Genomic DNA, 22,548 nt, shown 5'->3' with positions numbered 1-22,548 from the left:
TGCTGTGGTGCTTGGGAATTACCGCGCGGTGGGTTGCAGAATGAGCGTGTCGACACCGAGGTTGTAGCGGTTCCCGGTGCTGGCCGTATTCGTCCCGGTCACGGTGAAGGTGAACGCGTGCATCCCGGCCGTGAGGTTCACCGTGCCGCCGAAGTCGAACTGCTTCGTGGTGATGCCGCTGCCGAAGCCGTCGAACGTCAGCGGCAGGGCCGCCGCGCCGTCAACACTCACCGAGACGATCCCGTAGTCCGCGGCCATCGTCATCAACGGTGTGACCGCGTAGCTGCCGGGGTTCGCCACGTACATGTTCAGCGTCATCGAAGCCCCTGAGGCGGTGCTGCCCATGAACTCCTGAGCGCCGTTGGAGTATTCGCTTCCTGTTTGGATTTGCATGGTGCCGCCGCCGGCGGCCGAGCCCCACAGCGATTCGCCCTCGGCTTTCTGGTCCTGGCCGGATGCGGTGGGCAGGGTGAAGTGTTGGTTGGCGTTGTCCAGGCAGCTGTACAGCTGGAACGGGTTGGTGTTGTTGGTGGCTCCGTTGGAGTTGTCCAGGCACATCCCGGTGGGCGGGTTCTGGAGTGAGTACTGCCCTGGGGTGCTGCTTGAGGGAACCGCCTTCCACTGCTGGTTGCCGTTGCCCGGCTGGCAGTCGAAGAGCGTGACCTTGGATCCCTGGGTGTTGACGCCGCCGGTGTCGAGGCATTTGTTCGGCGGTGCGGCCGGGTTGGCGCCCATCAGGCGGATGGTGCCGTCGGCGGCGAATTGCCAGGCCTGGGGCCAGGTGCCGTTGCAGCCGTAGACGTCGATGACGGTGGTGGTGTTGGTCAGGCTGCCGTTGAGGTCGTCCAGGCAGATCTGGTCGCCGGCCGGGCTGTTGCCCGAGACCAGCGAACCGGCGATACCGGGAACAGCGGGCTTGGCGAAGCTGCTGCTCTGGTACACCGAAGCGGCCTGGCTGTCAGAGACGGTCTGCTGGAACACTCGCACGTCGGCCATGGAGCCCTTGAACCGGTTGTTCACCACGCCGCCGATGAAGCCGCGGCCCATGGCGAATATGCCGGTGCTGGCGATGGAGTTGGCGATGGTCCCGGTGGAGTTGGGGGCGCCGTTGACGTACAGGGCCATCCGTCCGCTTGTGGAGTCATAGGTCGCGATCAGGTGTGTCCATGCTCCGACCGCTGCCGCGTTCGTGGAGGTGATCCGGGTCCACGTCGGCGAGGCGTTGTCGGTGGTCGGCATCGCGAACTGCCAGTTGGAGCCGTTGTACTCCAGATAGAACGCGGAGTTCGTGGTCCCCTGCTGCACCAGCATCGTCTGGGTGCCGGTCCCCACCGTCGCCAGGTTCACCCACGCCGAAACCGTGAAGCTCTTCGTGGTGTCCACGACCGGTGCGGCGGTGGCGATCCGGTTGGTCCCGGCGAAGCCGACGTAGCCGCCGCCCTGCCACGACACGCCGGCGTTGTCCAGTTTCGCCGGGGAGCCCCCGACGAAGCCGTTGTCCGCGGCCGTGAGCCCCTGGCCGTCGCTGAGCGGCCAGGCATGGCTGGCCATTGGCGCGGTCCACAGCACCGTGGTGCCCTTGCGCACCGTGAAACTGCCGTCCGCGGCCAGCAACGCCGACGTGGCGCCCTGCCCGGAGGTGTTCGTGCTCCACACCGGTGTCCCGGAAAGCCAGCCGGTGATGCTGATGCTGGGCTGCGCGCTGTAGATGACGATGTTGCCGTCGTTCTGCAACGCCAGGACGTTGTTCGCGTTGGCCACCCCGGCTCCCCACATCAGCGCGTTGTCGCTGTTGCGGTAGACGTCGAGGTCGCCGTTGTTCCACTTGAGGGTGGTGAGCGGTCCGGTCCAGGTCTGCGGGCTGTTCGCTGGGTAGAGGGTGTTGTCGAACGGCAGCCCGGCCGCACCCGTCGCGGTGGCTTGCGTCCCGCTGGTCAGAGCCCAGAAGTAGCAGGTCGGCGAGATGGGCGAGATGCTGCCCGATCCGTCGTTCGCGCGTGCGGCGAAGGCGTACTCGTGTCCGTTGACCAGCGTCGGGGCCTTCGTACTCGAGGTCGGTCCGGAAGAGCCGTTGGAGCCGGCGGCACCGATGGCGATCGGCGGGGTGAGCGAGGGGTCGGTGAGGTCCCGGAGTTCGAACTGCGCCACCTGGGTCGGGGCGACGGTCGCGCTCAGGGTCGGAGTGAGCGAGGCCATGGTCGCCGCAGACGCCGAGGTCGTGGCGCACGCCGCGGTGGTGGTGCCGTCCGCGCTGGTGAGGCCGGTCGGCACGACGGTCACGACGACCGACTGGGTCGCGGTGGTCGTGACCCCCGCGGAGTCGGTGACGGTGACGGAGGCCGTGTAGGTTCCGGCCGCGGTGTAGGTGTGGCTCGCCGTGGTGGCGGTCCCGGCCGGCACCGAGGTGCCGTCGCCGAAGTTGAAGGCGTAGCTGCTGATCGCGTTGCGGCCCGGGTAGGACTGGGACGCGTCGAGGCTGACCGCGAGCGGCGCGACGCCGTTCGTCGGAGTCGGAGTGGTCTTCAGCACGCTCACCGGTCCCGTGCCGTGCGCGGGGGCGAGGCTCATGTGGGTCAGGACCAGTTGGTAGCCGCTGGAGGCGGGGTTCTTGCCGGTGACGGTGAACGTGAAGGTGTGGGTGCCGGCGGTGAGGTGTTGTGCGCCGTAGTAGGCGGGTGCGGTGCCGGCGTTGGCGGTGTAGCTGTCGACGCTGTATGGCAGGGTGCTGCCGCCGTCGATGCTGGCCTGCATGATGCCGTTGCCGGGTCCGGTGCCGACGGTGGATTCGATGAAGTAGTCGCCGTCGTAGGGGATGTACCAGTTCAGGCTGTAGTTGTCGCCGACCTTGGTGGCCGCGAGGGAGTAGGTGTCACCGTTGATGGTGGTCGATGTGCTCGGTGGGGTGGTCGGGTAGGAGGCCAGGACTCCGGCGCTGGCGTTGTCCCAGCCTCCGGGTGCGGCTGGTGCCTGGAACTGCTGGGCTTGGTTGTCCAGGCAGTCCCAGATCCACAGCTGTTGTTTGGTGTTGGTGGTGTCGTATCCGTTGTCCAGGCAGCGGGCTGAGTTGGGGTTGTAGATGTCGTACCAGCCGTTTTGGTTGAGCGACTGGGCGTTGGCGGAGGGCCGCAGGATCCAGTGTTGGTTGGCGGCGGCTTGGCCGTTGGTGTCGTTGCAGGTGTTCAGCTGCACGGGGGTTCCGGCCATGGTGCCCGCGTTGGCGCCCCAGTTGCCGGCCGCGCTGCCGCTTTGGGTCAGGACCTGATACGGGGGAACGCTGGTGGCGATCTCCAGGCATTTGGTGGTGTCGGTGCCGAGCCGGATGGTGCCGTCGCCGTTGATGATCCAGCCCTGTGCGCTCTGGCCGTTGCAGTTCCAGGTCCAGATCGGGGTGTTGGGGTTGTCGACGCCGCTTTGGAGGTCCATGCACAGCTGTGGGCTGCCGCTGGTGTAGCCCTCACCCAGCAGGAGCGGGCCGGAGGGGGCGGTGATGGCGGTGCCGTCGGCCGAGGTGATCGCGTTGGCACTGGTCCAGGCGGTGTGCGTGGTCTGCCAGGTGTTGCCGGTGGTGGTGATCGGACCTCCGGCCGCGCCGGGGAGGAACTTGAGTTGTCCGTCGTTCTGGACGTCCCACAGCGCGGGGTAGCCGTTTTCGGCGAGGGTGCCGCCGGGGGCGATGTTGGGCCGGCCGCCGGCGAACAGGGTCGGGTAGGTGTCGATGCCGTAGGCACCCTTGGCGCCGAGCTGGGTTGCCGCGCTCTGGTTGGCCAGGCTGGTCGGGTCCTCGACTCCGGCGGCGTTGAGGGCGTTGTTGAGCTGCCAGAGATTGCCGGTGAACCGGTCGCGGGCCCACAGGTTGGGCAGGGTCTGGCCGGGGTTGGCGCCGGGCGCGACCAGGTCGGCGTTGAGCCAGTTGAACTTGGAGGTGTCGCCGGTCGACAGCAGGACCGGGTTGGCCAACTGGCCCAGGCCTGCTCCCGCGGAGAACATCCAGACGTTGGCGTTGTGGTTGCCGTCATCCTCCACGGTGATGAGGTTGGTGCGTCCGGCGAAGGTGCCGGGTTTGGTGCCGGCCGCGTTGCCGAAGGCCAGGATCTGCGTGACCTTCGACCAGTCGGGAGCGTAGGCGCCGTTGGCGCAGTAGCCGTTCGTCGGCCCGGGTGTGCATTGCGGTCGGGTGACGACGACCTTCTGGTTGATGGCGAACATGTCGGTTTTGACGACGCCGCCGAAGATGTCGGAGTTGAGGTAGTAGTAGAGGGCTTTGTTCGTGGTGGAGTAGGCGAACAGGTCGTCTACGGGGACGCCGCGCAGGGCTCCGCGGTGGCTGATGAGGGTGTTGGCCCAGGTGACGCCGTCGGGTGCGGCGGTCGGTGGGGCGGCTTCGACGGTCTGGTTGACGCTTCCGGTGACGTTGGGGTCGGCGTTGCCGGGGAAGGTCAACAGGCGTTCGGGGTTGGTGGCGCTGGCGAGTTTGGTGGTGTCGACCGGCTGGACGGCCAGCACGTCGGGGACGCCGTCGCCGGTGATGTCACCGAGCGTCGGCGTGGCGGTGGGGTTGCCGGGCAGGTAGAAGTCGTACTGGCCGACGGGAGAGACGTTGCCGGCGGCGTCGACCGCGCGGACCCACAGGCTGTTGGTGCCGAAGGTGGTGATTCCGGCCGGGACCGGGATGGTCGCCGTGCTGGTGTTGCCGGCCAGCGCGGTGCCGGTGGTCGAGGCCGACACGCAGCCGCTGTTGCCGGAGTTGGCGCAGTTCGCTCCGGCCGGCGTGGCCGGGATCGCCGAGGGGTCGTTGTTGAAGATGTACTCGAAGTGATCGATGTTGACGCCGGCGGTCTGGGCCTGGACCGAGATGCCGGCGCTGCTGGCCATGGTGGCGTACATGCCGGACTTGGCCGGTGTGCCCAGGGGGCTGAAGTCCGGTGCCGAGGTGATCGTCGGTGCCTGCGGGGCGTTGAAGGCGACGGTGAAGTAGCAGGCGGGGTTCTGCTCGGTGACGGCCCCGTTGTTCGGGTCGTATACGTAGGCTGCGAAGCGGTACTTGTGTCCGTCGATCAGCGGAGTCGTGTTCTGCGTGATGGTGGCGATGGGCATGGTCCCGGGTGCGGCCTGGGCGCCGTGGGCCGAGTCGCCGTACCAGCCGCTGGACGGGAAGAACAGGGAGTTGCTGCCGCTGCCGGAGGTGACGTCGGCGAACTGGTACTGCGCGTAGACGCCGTTCGCGTCGATGTCCCCGAGCTGCGCGGACAGCTGGACCTGATTGCCGAAGTTCTTGCCGATGTAGCCGACCGTGGGGGGCGGGCTGGAGAAGATCGGCTGGCTGGGGTTGACCAGCTCCTGCTGGCACACCGAGGTGGTCATCGGCGGGTTGGTCGTCAGGCTGTTCGCGACCACGTAGGGGTTGGGCCGGTAGGTGACGTTCAGACTGGCCGAGGACGAGGCGTTGCCGGGCCGGGTGAAGAAGAACGACCAGTAGTTGTTGGCGGCGACTTCCTCGTTGGCCATGCGCACGCCGAGCGAGGCGGTGCCGGATCCGCCGCCGTAGAAGGAGGACTGGAACACCGACTGCACCTGGGCGGTGTCGTCGATGGACATGTTCCCGCCCTGGCTGCACGAGCTGGTCGAACGCTGGCCGAGGAATATCGCCTCTTTGCCGAACGCCCCCGCGGAGTTCGGGCCGTCGGAGTTCCAGTTCGGTCCGACGAATGGTCCGGTGCGGTAGAGGTCGAACAGGTTGCCGTTGCAGTTCGGCGCGCTGTTGACGGTCAGCGACAGGTTGGCGCTGAGGATGTTGCCCGGCTGAACGGAGGGGTCGTCGTAGACGGCGCCGCCGGGCTGGCCGTTGTACGGGTTGTCGCCGGTCAGACCGTTGAGGACGTCGAAGGAGAACAGCGACCGCACCGCGCCCACCGAGCCGGAGTTCGGGTCGTATCCGGCGCGCATGATGTTCAGGTTGCCGCTGGTGGTCGGGTCACCGCAGTCGGCGGTGATCGTCGGCGCGCCCTCGAACATCTCGCGGCAGTACAGCGTCGGCATCGCGATCGTCGGGTCGATGTACACCGGGTAGTGCGTGCCGGGATCGGTGAGCAGGCTCTGGGAGGGGGTGAGTTCGGCGGTCGTGCCGGCCAGGTGGATCGGCATGACCGCGGTCTTCGAGCCCAGATCGGGCTGGTCGGCGATGCCGGGTGCGCTGGCATCGGAGCCGGCGGTGGTGGTGTTCGCCACGGCCTTGTGGTCCTCGGCGATGGTCGAGGAGTCCCACATCTGCGGTGCGTCCCCACCGAAGACGGTCTTCCCCTTGGAATCGACGGCCAGCAGCGCCCCGGAGGAGTCGGTTTTGACGCTCAGGCCGCTGCCGGTCACGCCGAACCGCAGCGTGCGCAGGGCCGGGTTGGCCGCGGCGTGGGCGTCGGCGACGACCAGAACCTCGCGGATGCCTTCCGGCCCTGCGGTGACCCGCAGATCGACGCCGGGGAGCACCTGCGGGTAGACGGCGCTTCCGCCGGACACCTGCGGAGCCGGCAGCGCGCCGAGCGGCCAGGTGACGGTGACCTTCTTGCCCTGCAGACCGACCACGGCCAGCGGCCCGGTCCCGCCCGGGGACAGGGTGATCTGCGCCGGAGCGGCCTTCGGCGACCAACCGGTCGCGGTCTTGGCCAGACTGGTGTCGATCGGGGCCCAGGCATTGTTCACCCACGCGCGCTGCGGGCCCAGCGAGATCGCGGCGCTCACGGTCCCATCAGGGTTGACCACACTCGTGGAGCGTTCGGTCGTCAGTTCCGGAATCGCCACCGGCTTGCCGGTGGACTTGGCCTTGGCGGCATCGGCGGTCTCCGCACTGTGCACCGCCGCCAGCGGATCAGGGGCCGTCTTCGCCGGCGCGGCCTTGGGCGCAGCAGCAGCCCCCTTGGCACTCGCCGGGCTGCTCGACCCGGTCGCGGCCGCCCCCGGCGGCACCTTCTTGTCCAACGTCGGTCGGGGCGCCGCCGCCGGAATCGTCGGCGGAGCCTGGTGGTGCCCCTTGCCGTTGCCGGCGTCGCCGGTGGCCGCGGCCGCCTGCGGAGCGCCGGGAAGGGCCAGCGCCGCGACGAGCGCGGCGCACACCACCCCTGTCAGAGAGCTGATCCGCACACCCGCCGGGCGTATGCCCGGGGGAGGTGCGGCTGCGCCGGAAGAACCATGTCTGAACCTTGACATCGGCCGAAACTCCTCGAGAAACGGGCGCACGCCCCACACCCCACCGGTGATCACACACCGCCGACCGTCGAAAGTAACTGCGGGGGATGACACACACAACAATCACCCGTTGATCGCTTCAAATCACTGGCCGTTCGCTTCAAAACACTGACCGGGCCGCTGGCTGGCCCCCTGACCCGTGGTTTGAGTGCGCGCTGAGTCGGTACCGGATCATGAAGCGGCACGGTCCGCCGCCGTGCGCGATCTTTGGGGGATTGGGTGGCCCGTGAGCGCTATGGTGAGGCGGTCATGACCGACGAAGACTTCTGGAATCTGGATTAGCCGTGGAAAACTCAGTACTAGAGGCGCTGGCATCGGATTCCCGGATGGCGTTCCTGCTGGCGTTGGGCCACCGGCTGGGGATCGCCGCCCGGGAGCTCTACGCCGATCCCGCAACTGTCGACGCCGCTCAGGCTAGTGCGTGCAACGAGATGATGATCTCTGTCTTCTCGCAGGCATGGGCTACTGATGATCGTGCGGTTGCCGGGTATCCGGATGCTGACTTCTTGTCGATTCTCGTCGGTAAGGCCGACGCGGGAAACGCGCGGGGGCTTCTTCAGAACGCCGTTGTAAGTGCCCAGCGATACCGTGACGCGTCGTAAGTCACGACCCCGCAGGCGACCGCAACAGCCGGTCGAAGACGTTGCTGAAGAAAGCATCGAACGAAGCACCGCTGCGACTGGTCCGAGCCGCCAGAAGCGCACCCTCCCACGCGGTCATCACGAACAGTGCGGTCGTCTCCGGGTCCAGGCTCTGATCGACCTCGCCCAGGCGCACCGCGTCCGCCAGCGCCCCGGCCAGGGCCTCGCGCCAGTAGGTGAACCCGCGCTGGACCTGCTCGCGCAGGACTTCGCTGTGGTCGCTGATCTCCGCGCCGAAGTTGCCCAGCAGGCATCCGCGGGAGTAGTCGTAGCCCTCCTGCTCCCCGCGCAGGAACTCGAAGTGGCTGCGTAGGCGCGCCAGGGGGGCGACCGATTCGTCGGCGAGGTCTTCCAGCCGTCTGGTCTGTCCGTACAGGTCCAGGATGGTGACGGCGAGGGCTTCCTTGCTCTCGAAGTGGTTGTAGAACGAGCCCTTTGGGACGCCGGCCGCGTCCGTGATGTCCTTGACGCCCGCCGCGTTGTAGCCGTGCGTGTGGAACCGCTCCGCGGCCGCGTCGACGATCTGCGCTCGCATGCTCTGCCTGGCCATCGCCACCTCCGATCTCCAATATGGCCGCTCGTCTTAAGTCGTGTCAAGCCCGGTCGTTCCGGTTGACGGATTTCAAGACGACCGGTCATCATGAAAGAGCCCGGTGGGTTCGCCGGCTTCCTCCACACCTTGGAGTTCTCATGTCTGTCTACCGAGCAGTGCAGGTCAGCGGCTCGCGCAGCTTCGCCGCGGTCCAGCGCGAGGCCGAGGAGCCGGGACCCGGCTTCGTCCGGCTGCGGGTCGAAGCGTGCGGTGTGTGCCACTCCGACGCGTTGGCCGTCGAAGGGCTGCGCGCGGATCCGTCCGTGCCGGTCGTGCCCGGGCACGAGATCGTCGGCGTGATCGAGGCGGTCGGCGAGCAGGTCGGCGAGCGGGCCGGTGGGCAGGCCGGTGGCCAGGTCCGCAGCTGGCAGGTCGGCGACCGCGTCGGCGTCGGATTCCTCGCCGGCCACTGCGGCGTGTGCGACTCCTGCCGCCGGGGCGACTTCGTGTACTGCCAGAACCAGCAGCAGACCGGTACGACGATCGACGGCGGCTACGCGGAGTCCGTGATCGTCAAGGCCACCGGCCTCGTGCGGATCCCGGACGGGCTGTCCGCACACGAGGCCGCGCCGTTGCTGTGTGCCGGCCTGACCTCCTTCATGGGCCTGCGCGCGATCGACGCGGTGCCCGGAGCGCTCGTGGCCGTGCAGGGCATCGGCGGCCTGGGTCACCTCGCGCTCCAGTACGCCGACAAGCTCGGCTACCGTGTCGCGGCCGTCGCGCGCGGCGGCGAGAAGGCGGAGCTGGCGTACTCGCTCGGGGCCGACCACTACATCGACAGCAGCGCGCAGGACCCGGGAGCGGCGCTGCAGGAGCTCGGCGGTGCGGCGGCCGTGATCGCCACGGCGTCCTCCGGCGCCTCGATGAGCCCCCTGATTCCGGGGCTGGCCGTGCGCGGACGGCTGGTCGTCCTCGGCGCCTCCGCCGACCCGATCTCGGTCCAGACCTCAGATCTGATCTTCGGCGGCCGCAGCATCGTCGGGAGCCTCACCGGCACGCCGAGCGACAACGAGGACAACCTGCGCTTCTGCCTGGCCCACGGGATCCGGCCGATGACGGAGCTGATGCCGTTGGCGGACGCGGCGAAGGCCTACGAGCACATGATGTCCGGGCAGGCCAGGTTCCGCGTGGTTTTGGACACTGCGGCCTGAGGCCGCATTGCTTCAGACCCCTTACTGCGGGGTGGGCGCCTGTGCGCCCCCGACCCCGGCGCCGAACGAGCCCTGGTCGAGCCAGTCCCCGAGCCCGGCGTAGGCGTGCGCGCGCACCTCGGGCAGCGAGAGGAAGACGTCATGCCGTGCCCCGGGCACCGTCAGCAGCGTGAACCGGCCGCCCAGGCACGGCGTCCGTCCGGCGATCTGCTCCACGTCCAGTACCAGGTCGGCACGGTCGCTGACGTCCGAATACCGGCGGGAGAAGTGCGTCCGGTCGGACCTGAGGACCAGCGTCGGCACGCCGCCCAGGTCGAGCCCGCGATGCAGCCGGGCATGGCCGCGTCGGACGGCGTTCAGCCAGCCGAACGTGACCGGGAAGCCCGACAGCGGCTTGAGCCCGAGGTCGAACTCCCACTCGCCGGTGCCGCTGGAGTGCAGCGTGGCGCCGTAGACACCGGGCAGCTGCTTGAGGGCGCGGAAGGGCGCGACCTTCGCCAGGACGCGCAGGCCCTGGGTCAACGCCGCGCGGCGCGCCGCCGGGTAGATCTGGAGGTCGAACCACGGGCTGTTCAGCGCCATACCGGCGACCGGGGCCACGCCGCCCTTCCGGCGGCGCCGGTCCAGCCACAGCGGCAGGATCAGGCCGCCGGTCGAGTGCGCCGCGAGGAGAACCGCGGCTCCGGGGTGCTCCTGGCCGATCACCTCGACGGCACGGTCGAGCTCCTCGTCGTAGTACGCGAGGTCCGACACGTAGTGCGCGGTCTGGCCCGCGTGCCGCGCCCGGCCGCATTTGCGCAGGTCCAGCGCATAGAACGCGAGTCCGCGGGCCGCGAAGAAGTCCGCGAGGTCCGTCTGGAAGAAGTAGTCGGCGAATCCGTGCACGTACAAGACGGCGCCGTGGACGACTTCGCCCTTCCGCGGATCGCGCCGCACGAGCACCGCCGTGACGGCACCCTCGCCGTCCGGGTCGGGGCCGAGCTCGAACACCTGCTGGTGGTATCCGGCAAGACGGTCTGGCGTCCACTGCGTCATTGGCTAGTCCTCCGCGCGAAAGCTGTGAGAACGGCAGAGTAGTGGGCCGCCGTGAAGCAGGCGAGGACGCGGGGTAGCGGGTGCGCCGACGAGGTACCAGGCGCGCCGACCACAGGCTCAGGGAAGAGGAAGCGGCTCAGGGAATCCGCACGTCGTGCTGCTGCGCGGCCTCCCGCACCTCCTCGGTCAGCTCGGCCTCCTTCACCGGCCGCACCGACGTGAAGTGCCGGCCGACCGGGCAGTACTGGAGCCGCACCGTCCCGAGGCGGACCGCCTTGAGCGAAGCGCCGGGAATCCAGATCGTCGTGAACAGGTGGCCCGCACGGCACCGCACGACCGTCTTCAGGCCGACGGCGTAGCCGCGCTTGCGCATGTAGGCCGTCTCCAGGGCGATCGTCCCGGCGACGAACACGACGGTGCGCAGCAGGCGCTTCTTGGACTGGCGGCCTTCGCAGGACGTTCGCGGCTTCTTCGGCATAAGGCCAGTGTGCACCCGGCAGGTATCCCGTGCCCGTAGAACGTCGTCCCGGTGCGCCTGCGCCGGAGACGGTATCGCTCAAGACTTCGCGAACGCGTTCGCCGTCTCCCTCGATGGCCGCGCTTCGGCCCCTGGTTCAGGAACCCGTCGTGCCCGTCGCGCCCGTCGTGCCCGACTCGCCCGTTCCGGCCGTGCCCAGCAACTCGGCCTCGGCCGAGGTGCCGTTGGCGACCTCCCGGGCCAGGTCCGACAGCCGCAGGTTGTGGCTGCGGGCGTGCCCGCGCAGCAGGGCGAACGCCTCGTCGACGCTGATGCCGCGCCGCTCGGCCAGCACCCCCTTGGCCTGCTCGATCGCGATCCGGCTGGTCAGCGCGTACTGGAGCTGCTCGGCCAGCAGGTCGGCGTGCCGCAGGCTGCGGTGCGCCAGGATGGCGACGGTGGCCACGTCGGCCAGGGCCTGGCCGCTGCGCACGTCCGCCGCGGTCAGGGTGCCGGGGCGTTCGCAGAACAGGTTGAGCGCGCCGATGACCTTCTCGCGCAGGCGCAACGGCAGCGCGTGGGCCGAGACGAAGCCGGTGGCCTGCGCGGCCTCGGCGAACCGGGGCCAGCGCTCGGCGCTGGCCGACAGGTCGACGTTGACGACCGGGCGGCCGGTGGTGAAGGCGTCGATGCAGGGACCGGCTTCGGACTGCAGCTCGAACAGCTCCAGCAGCCGAGCGTTCTCCGTGGAGGACGCGGCGGCGTGCAGCACCTTGGCCGCGTCGGAGAGCATGATGCCGGCGGCGTCCACATCCAGGATCTCCACACAGCGCTCGGCGAGCGTGTGCAGGAAGTCGATGACGTCGAAGTCCTCCACCAACGTGTCCGCGGTGTCGACGAACACCTCGGCGAGCAGTCGTTCGCGCGTCATGTCCATGCCTCCAAAATACGGCCACCAGCCCTGCCGGCGGCACCATCCACGCGATCGGACACCGCGTTCGGACACAACAGAGCTACAACCCGTCGAAGCGCAGCCGGCGGCCCACGACGTCGGCGGCGACCTCGGCGATCAGCCGGTCCTGGCTGTAGGCGTAGGCCCGCAGCCGGGCCAGCGCCTCGGCGAGGCTGACGCCGAGCTGCACGCTGATCATCCCGGTGGCCTGGTGGACCTCGGCCCGGTAGGTCTGCGGAGCGGCCCATCCGGCCGGGACCCAGCTGTCCGGCCCGCCGTCCCGCACCGACCGGCGGCCGATCAGCACGACGGTGACCGCGATCGCCAGCCCCACGGCGTCGGCGTACTGTCCGTCGCTCAACGAGCCCTCGGCCCCGCGATACGCCAGCATCGTGCCGACGCTCATCGCCCCGATGTTCAAAGGGAACGCGAAGACCGCCCGCACCCCCAGCGCCGCCGCCGCCGGGGTGAACGCCGGCCAGCGCGTGCCGGACGCCATCAGGTCCGGCGCCAGCACCGGAAGACCCGTTTCCGCGCAATCGGCGCCCGGGCCCTGGCCGAGGGTGAACTGCAGGTGGTCGACCGCGGCGCTGACGGCCCCGCTGCCCCAGGCCAGGACCGTGCCCGCGGGCCCGGTGCCGACCCCGGCGGTGATGCCGTCGACGCCCAGGGCGCGTGCTGCGGCCTCGGCGGCGGCCCGGTCGTCGGCCGGGAGTTGGCCGGTGTTCCGGTCCAGCATCGCCAAGACGGTCGTCATCTGAGCGCTGACCATGCAGATATCGCCCTTCCTTGCCCGGAACGATAGCGGTTCCGAGGAGCCCCGGCGATGCGGAACGGGCCCGAGTCGGCCTCGTGGCGCGGCTCGTCCGGCGGTTCGTCCGGCGACTTGCTCGACGGCGCGGATCCGCCGAGACGAGTCCGGCTTCGGAACGCGCGGCGGTGGCGAGGACTCCCGGGGACAGTGGTGTCGATGATGATGGAGGCATGGAGCATTTCGAGCTGATCGTCATCGGCAGCGGATCCGGCGACTCGGTCATCGGCCGCCGGCCCCGCGACTGGAAGGTCGCGCTCGTCGACGACGCGGCGGTCGGGTTCGGCGGGACCTGTCTGAACGTCGGCTGCATCCCGTCGAAGATGTTCGTCTACACCGCGGGCCTGGCCGAGGCCGCCGGCGGGGCGGGGGAGTTCGGGCTCGACCTTCAGGCTCCCGCCGTGCGCTGGCAGGACATCAGGAACCGGATCTTCGACCGGATCGACCGGCATTCGACCGACGGGCTGCACCACCGCCGCACCGGTGGCCCGGATCTCACCCTGTTCGAGGGCGAGGCGCGCTTCGTCGGTCCGAAGACGCTGTCGGTCGCCGGCGGCGAGACGATCAGCGCGGACCGCGTCGTCATCGCCGCCGGCTCGCGGCCGATCGTGCCGGACGTGCCGGGGTTGGCGGACGCGGGGTTCCTGACCAACGAGACCGTCATGCGGGTCGAGAAGCTTCCGTCGCGGCTGATCATCTTGGGCGCGGGTTCGATCGCGGCGGAGTTCGCCCATGTCTTCGCGGCCCTTGGCGTGCGGGTCACCGTGATCGCCCGATCCGGCGGCATGCTGAGGCGGGAAGACCGGGACGTCTCGCAGCTGCTCACCGACGTCGCCCGACGGAAGTGGGATCTCAGGGAACGAAGGGAAGTCACCAGGGTCGAGCGCGACGGCGCGGTCGTCCGCGTTCACATGAAGGGTCCAGATGGCGATGGCGACGGCGCCGCCGATGAAGTCGTCGAAGGCGACGAACTCCTCGTGGCGGTCGGGCGACGCTCCAACGCCGACCGGCTGGACCTGCCCGCGGCCGGGATCGCGACGCTTCCGGACGGCCGGATCGAGGTGGACGGCCGGCAGCGGACGAACGTGCCCGGCGTGTTCGCGCTCGGCGATGTCAGCTCGGAGTACCAGCTCAAGCACGTCGCCAACCACGAGGCCCGGGTGGTGGCGCACAACCTGGCGCATCCCGACCAGCCGATCGAGGCCGACCACCGGTTCGTGCCGCATGCCGTCTTCACCTCGCCGGAGATCGCGTCGGTGGGCCTGACCGAGCAGCGGGCCCAGTCCGACGGCGTCCCGTACGTGGTCGGACGGCGCGAGTACAAGGCGATCGCCTACGGCTGGGCGATGAACGACCCGGAGGGCTTCGCCAAGGTCCTCGCCGACCCGGAGACCGGACGGCTGCTCGGCGCGCACATCATCGGCCCGCAGGCGTCCGTCCTGATCCAGCCGCTGATCCAGGCGATGAGCCTGGGCCAGGACGCGCCCACGGTCGCGCGCGGCCAGTACTGGATCCACCCGGCGATGTCAGAGCTCGTGGAGAACGCCCTGCTCGATCTTCCGCTGCGGACCGGTTGACGGCCATTCCCCACAACCGGACCGTGGATTACCGGATATCGGGGGTATGGAAGGGCTCGTGCGCCGACCGAAGGCCACGGGAAGCAGGTGCGACGGCATGATCCGACAGGTGAAGTCCACAGCCCTGAACGTGCGGGGCGACAAATCGGCGGCCCGGCAGGCGATGATCCTCACCGGGCAGAAGCTCCTCGACGAGGTGCTGGCCGTGGCGCCGAAGCTGCCGGTCCGCAGCCAGGAGACGTTGCGCGAGCAGTATCCGGGGCTCGCCCCGGACGAGGTCGCGGCTCAACTGATCCGCACCGCGTCCCGCGCCACGGCCGCGACCGGCGCCACCGTCGGCGTCTGGGCGGTCCTGCCCTTCATCCCGGCGTTCCCGGTGGAGGTAGCCGCGGAGACCGTGGCCGTGGTCGCGATAGAGGTCAAGCTCGTCGCCGAACTGCACGAGCTGTACGGCCTCGGCGTCCCGGGAACGAGCGTGAGCCGCATGACGGCCTACGTCGTCGCCTGGGGCGAGCGCCGCAGCGCCGTGCTGGTACCCGGCGGCTTCGTCCTGGCGATCGGCTCTCCGCTGCGCAAGCGCCTGTCGCGTCGGCTGGCGGCCCGAACCGGTCGCAGCGCACTGTCGCTCGGGCCCCTCCTCACCGGGGCGGCCGCGGGTGCGCTCTTCAACCGCCGCGAGACGAAGCGCGTCGGCCAGGCGGTTCTGGACGACATCCAGAAGCAGGCTTCGGCCACGGAGCAGTGGAGCTGACGGTTCGGGGCGGTTTGCCTCCCTGCGCAAGGGGCAGCAGGAGCCGGCGGTTCGCCGACGACCAGTGACGGCCAGCGACAGCGAGTCATGGCCGCATGTGACGGTCGGCGGGTGAGAGCCGCTCGGAGACAACGGAGGCGGACCATGAACGCTCACGCGGAGTTCACCATCGGCAGCGAGGTCGAGTGCGACGACGGAGTGTGCGGGGAGCTTCAGCGCGTCGTCGTCGACCCCGTCGCCCAGAGGCTGACCCATCTCGTGGTCGGTACGACGAAGCACGGGTCGGAAAGCGGCCGTCTGGTACCGGTCGGCCTGGCGAGTTCGACGGACACCCGGATCCGCCTGGGCTGCACGAGCGCCGAGTTCGACCGGCTCGAGCCCGCGGAGGTGACGGACTTCGTGACGGGAGCCCGCGGCGAGTGGGGCTACGAGCAGGAACACCTGCTCTCGTGGCCGCTGTACGGCCTCGGGGTCGGCGGCTCGGGCGTCACGACCGGCGGCACGAGCGCGATGGCGCCGCCCGGACAGCCGTCCGCCCCGCAGACCGTCACCTACGACCGCGTGCCGTTCGGCGAGGTGCAGGTGCGGCGCGGCGAAGCGGTCCACGCCGCCGACGGTGACATCGGCCGCGTCCAGGGCCTGGTCGTCGACCCCGCCGACCACGCGGTGACGCACATCCTGCTGGACGAGGGCCACCTGTGGGGCAAGAAGCGCGTCGCCATCCCGATCGGCGCCATGGCGGAGGTCGACGCGAACGGGGTCCGGCTGCGGTTCACGAAGGACGAGGTGCGCGACCTTCCCCCGGTCGACCTCGACGAGCAGGACTGACCCGGTCGGCGAGTGTTTGCCGATCCGAATCCGGGTCACCAGGCAGAGGTGGGCCCGCCCGCCATCCCCCCCCCGGGCGGGCCCCCTTCCTCCTCGGACCAGGCAGGTCCTGGCCGTCAGCAGCCCTTACAGGTCGCGCACCACGCGGCGCAGAAGCGCGCCGACGGCCAGAAAGAAGAGGGCGGCGAGTCCGTAGTTCAGGAAGGTCCTGAGCTTGACGTTCGCCGGCGTGAACAGGTCGATGAACCAGGTGGCCAGCCAGCCGGCCCAGTCCGCGTCGGTGGAGACGATGTCGTTGCCCTGGTTCGCGTTCAGCCACACGAAGATGATGTGGAGGACGAGGATGGCCGCGATGATGATGGCGGCGAGGGATATCAGGTCTCTGGGTCCGCGCGAGCGGAGTTCGTATGCCATAGGCCGCCTGGTGCCCCGGTCCAATATCGAATAACGGCCGCGGGGAAAAGGTTCAAGAATTCTGCGGAGTAGGCCTGATTATTCTGGTTGATGCCGTGAGGTGCGGGTAGCAGGAGCCGGCCGCCGGGAAGTAAGGCGGCGCTGAAATCCCTTCCACGACATCGGAGATCCTCATGGGCATCATCGCTTGGATCGTGCTCGGCCTCGTCGTCGGCCTGATCGCCGACCGCATCATGGGCAGCCCGCACGGCCTCATCGTCACCACGGTGATCGGCATCGTCGGCGCCCTGCTCGGCGGATGGATCGCCGACAAGGTCTTCCACGTCGAGAACCTCCAGGGCTTCTTCAACATCTCCACGTGGATCACCGCGATCCTCGGGGCGATCGTCCTGCTGGGTGCCGTCGAACTGGTGACCGGGAAGCGGGGTCTCACCTCTGGCCGGCGCCGTGGCCTGCGTCGCTGAGGGTTCGCTTCGGACCCCGACCAACGCATTCGGCCGCCGCAGCCTTCGGGCTGCGGCGGCCGAATTCCGTTTCCCCTATCCGGGGAGGATCACGCCGAGGAGCGAGCGGTACTGCAGGACGGCCCGCCGCATCTCCTCGGTCCCGGCATCGCTCTGCCAGGTGGCGCTCAGCGCGTTGCGGCGCTCCGCGATCGCGTTGACGTAGGCGGCTGAGATCTCCTCGATGAGGGCGTCCGCGTCGCGTACGGACTGCGCGGGGTCCTCGACGAAGCCGATCTGGATGGTGTTCCAGCGGCTCAGGAACGTGTGCTTGTCGTCGGACGGCAGCAGCTCGGCGACGGACGTCGGCCCCGGGGGAGTGGCGAGCGCCGGAGCGGCGGCCGCGACGTTGTCAGGGTCCTCGGTGCCGCCCGGGTCGTCCACGGCAGGAGCTTCGTCGAAGTTGTCCGCGCCGCCTTCGGGGGTCGGGTCCGGGCCCTCGTCAGGGTGCTGATCGACGGCGTCCACCGGAAACTGACGGTCCACGTCGATCCCCGCGGCCGCCATCGCCACACGACCCTGCGGACCCTGCGGCCCGTCCTGCAGCTGACGTTCGACGTGCGCCTCGTCCGGAGCGTGGTGGACGGTCTCGCCGTCGCCCTTGTCGCCCTCGTCGCGGTTCTGGTTCTCGTACTCGTTCTGCTTCTCGTACTCGTACTCGTTCTCGTTCTCGTTCTCGTACTCGTTCTCGGTTTCGTAGTCGGTTTCGCTCGCGTTCTCGTCGACAGGGTGCTCGTCGGTCGCATGCGTCATGTTCATGCCTCTCGTACCTCGTCGAGTTCGGGCCCTCCTGCTACCCCTGCCCGCGATTCCTAACAGCCTGTTTCGGTCGCCGTATCGCGGGCATGGCTGAGCCCCGAGACTCCAGGAGGCCCCCATGACCATCGGCGTGATCGTCACCGTCATCGTCCTCGTCCTCATCGTCGCGGTCGCGGTGTACGCGGCCCGGCGCGAGCACGCGAGGCGCCAGATCCGAGCCTCGTTCGGGCCCGAATACGAGCAGGTCAGAGCCGACTACGGCGGTGTACGCGGCGCGGACCGGGAACTCGCCCGGCGCACCCACCTGCACAAGAAGCTGCGCCTGGAACCGATCAGCGCGGACGACCAGGACTTCTACACCACGTCCTGGGAGCACGTGCAAGGCGGCTTCCTCGACAACCCCGCGCTCGCCCTGACCAGCGCCGAGCAGCTGGTCGCCCGGCTGGTCGCGGCCCGCGGCTACCCCGCGACGGACGACGACGACCATCTGGCGCTGCTGTCGGTCGAGCACGGAAACGTCCTGCCCGGCTACCGCCAGGCCAGATCGGTCAGCGAGCGCGCGGCGACCGACCCGACGCTGGTGTCGACCGAGGAGGAGCGCAAGGCACTGATGCAGTACCGGGCCCTGCTCGAGGACATGCTCGCCGCCCCTGGCGCGACGGTTCCCCGCGCGACCCAGAGCTCGGGCGTCAAGCCGTAGGCCGTAGCCACGAGTTGAGAGCCAAGTTAATAGACAAGCAAGAGACCTGGTGCCGCGCCTCCCCGCCGAGGCGCGGCACCAGCCGTGTCCCAGGCGCTGCTTCTCATTCCTGGTGCTGTCCGATCCAGGCGTCCACCTCGGCCCAGTTGTCCTGCAGCCAGCGCAGGCGAGCCTCCCGCTCGATCGGAATCCGCGAAGCGGGAATCGTCCACCAGGTCGCCTCGACCGGTTTCGTCAGCGGGACCGAGTGCCAGACGTCGGCGACGGACTCCATATGGTCCAGGCCGGTGTGCGCGACGAAGACGACCGAGGCGTCCGGCGCGGCGTCGATCGCCGCGAACACCCCCGCCGGCCGCGGCGGCAGTACGTGATGCAGCCGACGAGCGCGGTTCGCGGAATCCCGCAGCCCCCTGCGGCGCAGCTTCATGATGGCCCTGATGCGCCGGCCCGGCGTGAAGTTCCCACCCTCGGGGAAGACCACCAGCGCGTCGTCCGGGCCCATGCCGGCGGCCAGGCGTCCGATCTCCGCCGCGGTCTTCTCCCCGTGCTTGTCTTCGCCGTGTTCGTTCTCGGGATGCCCGTCAGGATTCGGGTCGACGAAACAGTGCGGCACTCGATGCAGCACGACGTCGATCAACGGGTCCAGGGCCAGCGTGTCCTTGAGGACGATGCGAGGCCGCCGCCGACCATGGACCAGAAGCGCGTGGATCAGCAGGAACGAGTCCCCGGGGCCGCCGTGCCGGCTCAGGATGATCAGCGGACCGGGCGGCAGTTCCGGCACCGTCGGTCTCCCGGAGTGGGAAGGACCCACCGTCTCCGGCAGTTGCATCCGCAGTCCGTAGAGCCTGCCGGCCGCTGCGTACAGCCGATCGAGCAGGCGAGCCAGCAGCTGGAAGTTCGCCTCCTGATACGCCTGAGATGACTCGGACGTCTCAGGCCGCTTCGACGCGCGAAAGCCCGCGCGTCCCCAGATCGCCACGCACGCTGCCAACCCGCCGACCTCAGAGACCAGATACACCGCCAGGAACACGGAGAACCGAAAAGCGCGCCCCCGACCGCCCGGACGCAGCGTGAAGGGCGCCGTGACCACCCCGACGACCGGGACCAGAACGAACGTCAGCGCCGTGAAGAACAACAGCACCGGGATCGAGATCGTGCGGCGGAGCAAGGGAAACCGCAGTACCGCACGGCGAACCGGTATGCCGATGCCCATGGCTACCTCCCGGCCAGATAGGCGGCCGAAGCGTGGTACGACTGCTCGATCCGGGCCTGCGTCCGGCTGAAGTCGCGGAACCGCACGTACTTCGACCATCCGTCCCCGTCCGATGTGGCGTTGCCGGTGGGCAGGACGTGGATGGCGACGTCGTCGGGCAGCTCGGCCATGTCCCGGGTGAACCGGTGTCGGCGCGCTACCTCGAACGCCACCGCCGCCACCTCCCAGGGCCGGCTCGGCGCCGTCAACGGCCGCTCCAGGTGCCCGACCTGCAGCACGTAGACGGTCGTGGCCCCGAGCGCGAGCGCCCGCCCGACCGGCACGCTGTTCACGATCCCGCCGTCCAGGAAGTGCTCGCCGTCCACCGCCATCGGCGGCAGCAGCCCGGGGACCGCGCAGGAGGCCAGGACGGCGTCGGCGATCGGACCGCGGGTGAACCAGTGCTCTGCGGCGCGCTCGATGGAGGCCGCCACGCACTGGAACGGCACCGCCAAGTCCTCGATCAACCGAACCGGCAGGTCGGATTCCAACCGCCGGCGCAGCGGCTCGTTGGTGAACAGGTGCGTCCGGCTGCGCAGTGCCGTGCCGAGCCGCGTGGTCAGGGAGCCCTCGAAGACACCGTTCTTGCCGAGCCCGGACCAGAGCTCTTCCAGGCGCGCCACGGCTCCTTCAGTGGGATCGGCGGCCAACACCGCGCCGTTGATCGCTCCCACCGAGGCCCCGACGATCGCGTCGGGCTTGATCCCGGCTTCCAGCAGGGCCCGCAGCATGCCGACCTCGTACGCGCCCCGGTGTCCGCCGCCGCCGAGGACGAAGACGATCCGTCCGGCAGCGGCGCCGGCGCCGGCGTCGATTCCATCAGTGCTGTCCGTCGTGGGACTCACGCTCCTTTCGTCCCTACCGCGAGGTGAGCCGGTAGGGGATCGTGCAGATGACGACGTCGGTGCTGGCCCGCAACACCGTCGCCAAGAGCAGGCCGCGCTGGTTCTGCAGGATGCGGTAACGCCATCGCCGTGGCTGAACCTCGACGATGAGCACGGCGATCTGCCGGCCGCCCTTCGCGGTTTCGCGGACGTAGTCGACCATCGGGTGGACCAGGGACCGGTGCGGACTCACCAGGGTTTCGAGCCGGACACCGGGATCCCACCGGTCCCAGGCGGCACGGAACTCCTTGCACTGGTCGGGGTCCGGCCACACGCTGACGGCGACGACGTCGTCCGCCAGGGAGACCGCGGCGGACAAAGCGTGCTCGGTCAGCTTGCTGACACTGCCGACCGGGACGATCACCAGGGTGGGGGTCGGCGTGAGCGGCGGGGGCGTTCCGGTCAGGTCGAGTTCGTGGCCGACCGCGGTGTAGTAGCTCTGGATCCGGGCGAACAGCAGCATCAACGCCGGCACGGTGATCACCACGACCCAGGCGCCCTCCGTGAACTTGGTCGCCACGAACACGGCGGCGGCCAGCGCGGTCAGGATCGCCCCGGTGCCGTTGAGCGCGGCGCGCAGCCACCAGCGCGGCGGGCGCTCGCCGAACCAGTGCCGGACCAGGCCGGTCTGGCTGATGGTGAAGCCGATGAACACCCCGATCGCGTACAGCGGGATCAGCCGGTCGGTGGCCGCGTGCACGACGATCAGCAGCAGCCCGGCCAGCAGCGCCAGCGCGACGACGCCGTACCGGTACACCGGGCGTTCGGCGCGCAGGCCGAACAGGTGCGGCAGCCGGTTGTCCCGGGACAGCAGGCTCATCAGCACCGGCAGCCCGCCGAAGCTGGTGTTCGCGGCCAGCGCCAGGACCAGGGTGACGATGATGTTGGTGGCGTAGTAGGCCCAGCCGGTGCCGAACGACCCCGCGGCGAGCTGCGCCAGCACCGTGACGCCGCCGCGCGGTGCCACGTGCTGCCGGTGGATGAGGATCGAGAGCCCGATCAGCATGGTGCCCAGCAGCGCGCCCAGCATCAGCTCGGTGCGCTGGGCGTTCTTGGCACGCGGTTCGCGGAACGTCGGCACGCCGTTGGCGATGGCCTCGATCCCGGTCAGGGCCGAGCAGCCGGCCGCGAAGGCCTTCAGGATCAGCAGCACGCTCACCGCCTCGGCGGCGTGCACCGGCATGGCGGTCCCCACGACCGCGGCCGGGTGCGAGCGGCCCAGGCCGATGCCGATGACGGCGAAGACCGCGCCGAGGAAGAGCAGCATCGGCAGCATGAAGGCCCGGGCGCTCTCGGCGATGCCCCACAGGTTGATGGCGGCGATCACGACGAGCCCGGTGAGCGCCAGCCCGAGGACGTGGCTCGCCAGCGACGGGAACACCGAGGCCAGGCTCGCCGCACCGGCCGCCAGGCTGACCGCGACGGTCAGGACGTAGTCCACCACCAGGCTCGCCGCGGCCAGCAGGCTGACCGTGCCGCCGAGGTCCTTCTTGCCGACCGCGTAGGCGCCGCCGCCGTCCGGATGCACCGCGATGACCTGGCAGTAGGAGACGACCAGCACCGCCAGCAGCCCGGCGATGGCCAGCGTGATCGGCAGCGTCAGGCGCAGCGCGGAGGCCCCGGCGGCGGCCAGGACCAGCACGATCGCCTCCGGGCCGTACGCCACCGAGCTCAGCGCGTCCAGGGAAAGCGCGGCCAGGCCGCCGAAGCTGGTCAGATGATCCTTTTTGCCCTCGCCGTGCCGGAGGGGGACGCGCGGTACGACCTTCTTCGGCGCTGTCCCATATCCCATGGCGGATCCTTGCTGTCGAGGCTCGCGGCGGTGGTTTCGTGACTTTTTGACCGCCTCTGTCACAAGGTACTGATCCGGCAGGAGGGTTTATCGGACCGAACCGGAGTCGGGTTCGGCGCGCGGGTGCCGGACGGCCGGTTGTCGCAAGGCAGTCGGCCCCCTGCTGTCCGGGACGCGTGAAGGTAAACAGGGGGATATCGCGGCGACGCTCGC

18 protein-coding genes are annotated in these 22,548 nt (G+C 69.5%); 7 read left to right on the top strand and 11 right to left on the bottom strand.

Features of this window, described 5'->3' with window-relative positions:
• Nucleotides 1-18: 18 nt before the first annotated feature.
• Complete coding sequence (locus tag ABH920_RS08220; RefSeq protein WP_370348267.1) at nt 19-7,131, bottom strand: ricin-type beta-trefoil lectin domain protein; 7,113 nt, start codon at nt 7,129-7,131, stop codon at nt 19-21.
• Between the two features lie 431 nt (nt 7,132-7,562).
• Here ABH920_RS08220 and ABH920_RS08215 point away from each other — a divergent pair, with 431 nt between their 5' ends.
• Nucleotides 7,563-7,838 carry a hypothetical protein gene (locus ABH920_RS08215; RefSeq protein WP_370348266.1) on the top strand — a complete coding sequence of 92 codons (276 nt, stop codon included), beginning with the start codon at nt 7,563-7,565 and terminating at the stop codon, nt 7,836-7,838.
• Between the two features lies 1 nt (nt 7,839).
• Here ABH920_RS08215 and ABH920_RS08210 read toward each other — a convergent pair whose 3' ends face one another.
• Nucleotides 7,840-8,427, bottom strand: coding sequence for a TetR family transcriptional regulator C-terminal domain-containing protein (locus ABH920_RS08210; protein ID WP_370348265.1), 588 nt, complete (start codon nt 8,425-8,427; stop codon nt 7,840-7,842).
• Between the two features lie 140 nt (nt 8,428-8,567).
• On the opposite strand from ABH920_RS08210, the gene ABH920_RS08205 reads away from it, so the two are divergent.
• Nucleotides 8,568-9,620: an alcohol dehydrogenase catalytic domain-containing protein gene (locus ABH920_RS08205; protein ID WP_370348264.1), complete on the top strand. Its 1,053-nt coding sequence runs from the start codon at nt 8,568-8,570 to the stop codon at nt 9,618-9,620.
• 21 nt (nt 9,621-9,641) lie between these two features.
• Here ABH920_RS08205 and ABH920_RS08200 read toward each other — a convergent pair whose 3' ends face one another.
• The 4 genes from ABH920_RS08200 to ABH920_RS08185 all read right to left on the bottom strand — a co-directional run bounded on the left by ABH920_RS08200 (nt 9,642) and on the right by ABH920_RS08185 (nt 12,821).
• Entirely contained in the window at nt 9,642-10,655 is a 1,014-nt protein-coding gene (locus ABH920_RS08200; RefSeq protein WP_370348263.1) for an alpha/beta hydrolase, read from the bottom strand.
• 136 nt (nt 10,656-10,791) lie between these two features.
• Nucleotides 10,792-11,133: a hypothetical protein gene (locus ABH920_RS08195; protein ID WP_370348262.1), complete on the bottom strand. Its 342-nt coding sequence runs from the start codon at nt 11,131-11,133 to the stop codon at nt 10,792-10,794.
• 136 nt (nt 11,134-11,269) lie between these two features.
• Nucleotides 11,270-12,049, bottom strand: a complete 780-nt coding sequence (locus ABH920_RS08190) for a GAF and ANTAR domain-containing protein (protein ID WP_370348260.1) — start codon at nt 12,047-12,049, stop codon at nt 11,270-11,272.
• Nucleotides 12,050-12,125: 76 nt separating this feature from the next.
• Complete coding sequence (locus tag ABH920_RS08185) at nt 12,126-12,821, bottom strand: ANTAR domain-containing protein (protein ID WP_370348259.1); 696 nt, start codon at nt 12,819-12,821, stop codon at nt 12,126-12,128.
• Between the two features lie 227 nt (nt 12,822-13,048).
• Between ABH920_RS08185 and ABH920_RS08180 the strand changes: the two genes are divergently transcribed.
• The 3 genes from ABH920_RS08180 to ABH920_RS08170 all read left to right on the top strand — a co-directional run bounded on the left by ABH920_RS08180 (nt 13,049) and on the right by ABH920_RS08170 (nt 16,031).
• Nucleotides 13,049-14,452 (top strand): mycothione reductase, encoded by a 1,404-nt coding sequence (locus tag ABH920_RS08180; protein ID WP_370348257.1) that lies wholly within the window; start codon nt 13,049-13,051, stop codon nt 14,450-14,452.
• A gap of 97 nt (nt 14,453-14,549) precedes the next feature.
• Nucleotides 14,550-15,203: a hypothetical protein gene (locus tag ABH920_RS08175; protein ID WP_370348255.1), complete on the top strand. Its 654-nt coding sequence runs from the start codon at nt 14,550-14,552 to the stop codon at nt 15,201-15,203.
• Nucleotides 15,204-15,347: 144 nt separating this feature from the next.
• Nucleotides 15,348-16,031: a PRC-barrel domain-containing protein gene (locus ABH920_RS08170; RefSeq protein ID WP_370348254.1), complete on the top strand. Its 684-nt coding sequence runs from the start codon at nt 15,348-15,350 to the stop codon at nt 16,029-16,031.
• Between the two features lie 126 nt (nt 16,032-16,157).
• Here ABH920_RS08170 and ABH920_RS08165 read toward each other — a convergent pair whose 3' ends face one another.
• Nucleotides 16,158-16,445, bottom strand: a complete 288-nt coding sequence (locus ABH920_RS08165) for a hypothetical protein (RefSeq protein WP_370348253.1) — start codon at nt 16,443-16,445, stop codon at nt 16,158-16,160.
• A 173-nt stretch (nt 16,446-16,618) separates the two neighbouring features.
• On the opposite strand from ABH920_RS08165, the gene ABH920_RS08160 reads away from it, so the two are divergent.
• Nucleotides 16,619-16,909 (top strand): GlsB/YeaQ/YmgE family stress response membrane protein, encoded by a 291-nt coding sequence (locus ABH920_RS08160; protein WP_370348252.1) that lies wholly within the window; start codon nt 16,619-16,621, stop codon nt 16,907-16,909.
• Between the two features lie 75 nt (nt 16,910-16,984).
• Here the strand turns inward: ABH920_RS08160 and ABH920_RS08155 are convergent, their stop codons facing one another.
• Nucleotides 16,985-17,707, bottom strand: coding sequence for a hypothetical protein (locus tag ABH920_RS08155; protein WP_370348251.1), 723 nt, complete (start codon nt 17,705-17,707; stop codon nt 16,985-16,987).
• A 118-nt stretch (nt 17,708-17,825) separates the two neighbouring features.
• Here ABH920_RS08155 and ABH920_RS08150 point away from each other — a divergent pair, with 118 nt between their 5' ends.
• A complete protein-coding gene (locus tag ABH920_RS08150) occupies nt 17,826-18,407 on the top strand; it encodes a hypothetical protein (RefSeq protein ID WP_370348250.1) in 582 nt (193 codons plus the stop codon).
• Nucleotides 18,408-18,510: 103 nt separating this feature from the next.
• Here the strand turns inward: ABH920_RS08150 and ABH920_RS08145 are convergent, their stop codons facing one another.
• Genes ABH920_RS08145 through ABH920_RS08135 form a run of 3 tightly spaced genes read right to left on the bottom strand, consistent with a single transcriptional unit; the run spans nt 18,511 to nt 22,335 of the window.
• Nucleotides 18,511-19,620, bottom strand: coding sequence for a 1-acyl-sn-glycerol-3-phosphate acyltransferase (locus tag ABH920_RS08145; RefSeq protein WP_370348249.1), 1,110 nt, complete (start codon nt 19,618-19,620; stop codon nt 18,511-18,513).
• A gap of 2 nt (nt 19,621-19,622) precedes the next feature.
• Nucleotides 19,623-20,504, bottom strand: coding sequence for a patatin-like phospholipase family protein (locus ABH920_RS08140; RefSeq protein WP_370348248.1), 882 nt, complete (start codon nt 20,502-20,504; stop codon nt 19,623-19,625).
• A gap of 13 nt (nt 20,505-20,517) precedes the next feature.
• Complete coding sequence (locus tag ABH920_RS08135) at nt 20,518-22,335, bottom strand: APC family permease (protein ID WP_370348247.1); 1,818 nt, start codon at nt 22,333-22,335, stop codon at nt 20,518-20,520.
• Nucleotides 22,336-22,548 lie beyond the last annotated feature (213 nt).

This window comes from Catenulispora sp. EB89, assembly GCF_041261445.1.
In the GTDB taxonomy this organism is placed as follows: Bacteria; Actinomycetota; Actinomycetes; order Streptomycetales; family Catenulisporaceae; genus Catenulispora.
The sequence above is the reverse complement of the archived record's forward strand: the minus strand, read 5'-3'. Positions and strand labels throughout refer to the sequence as shown.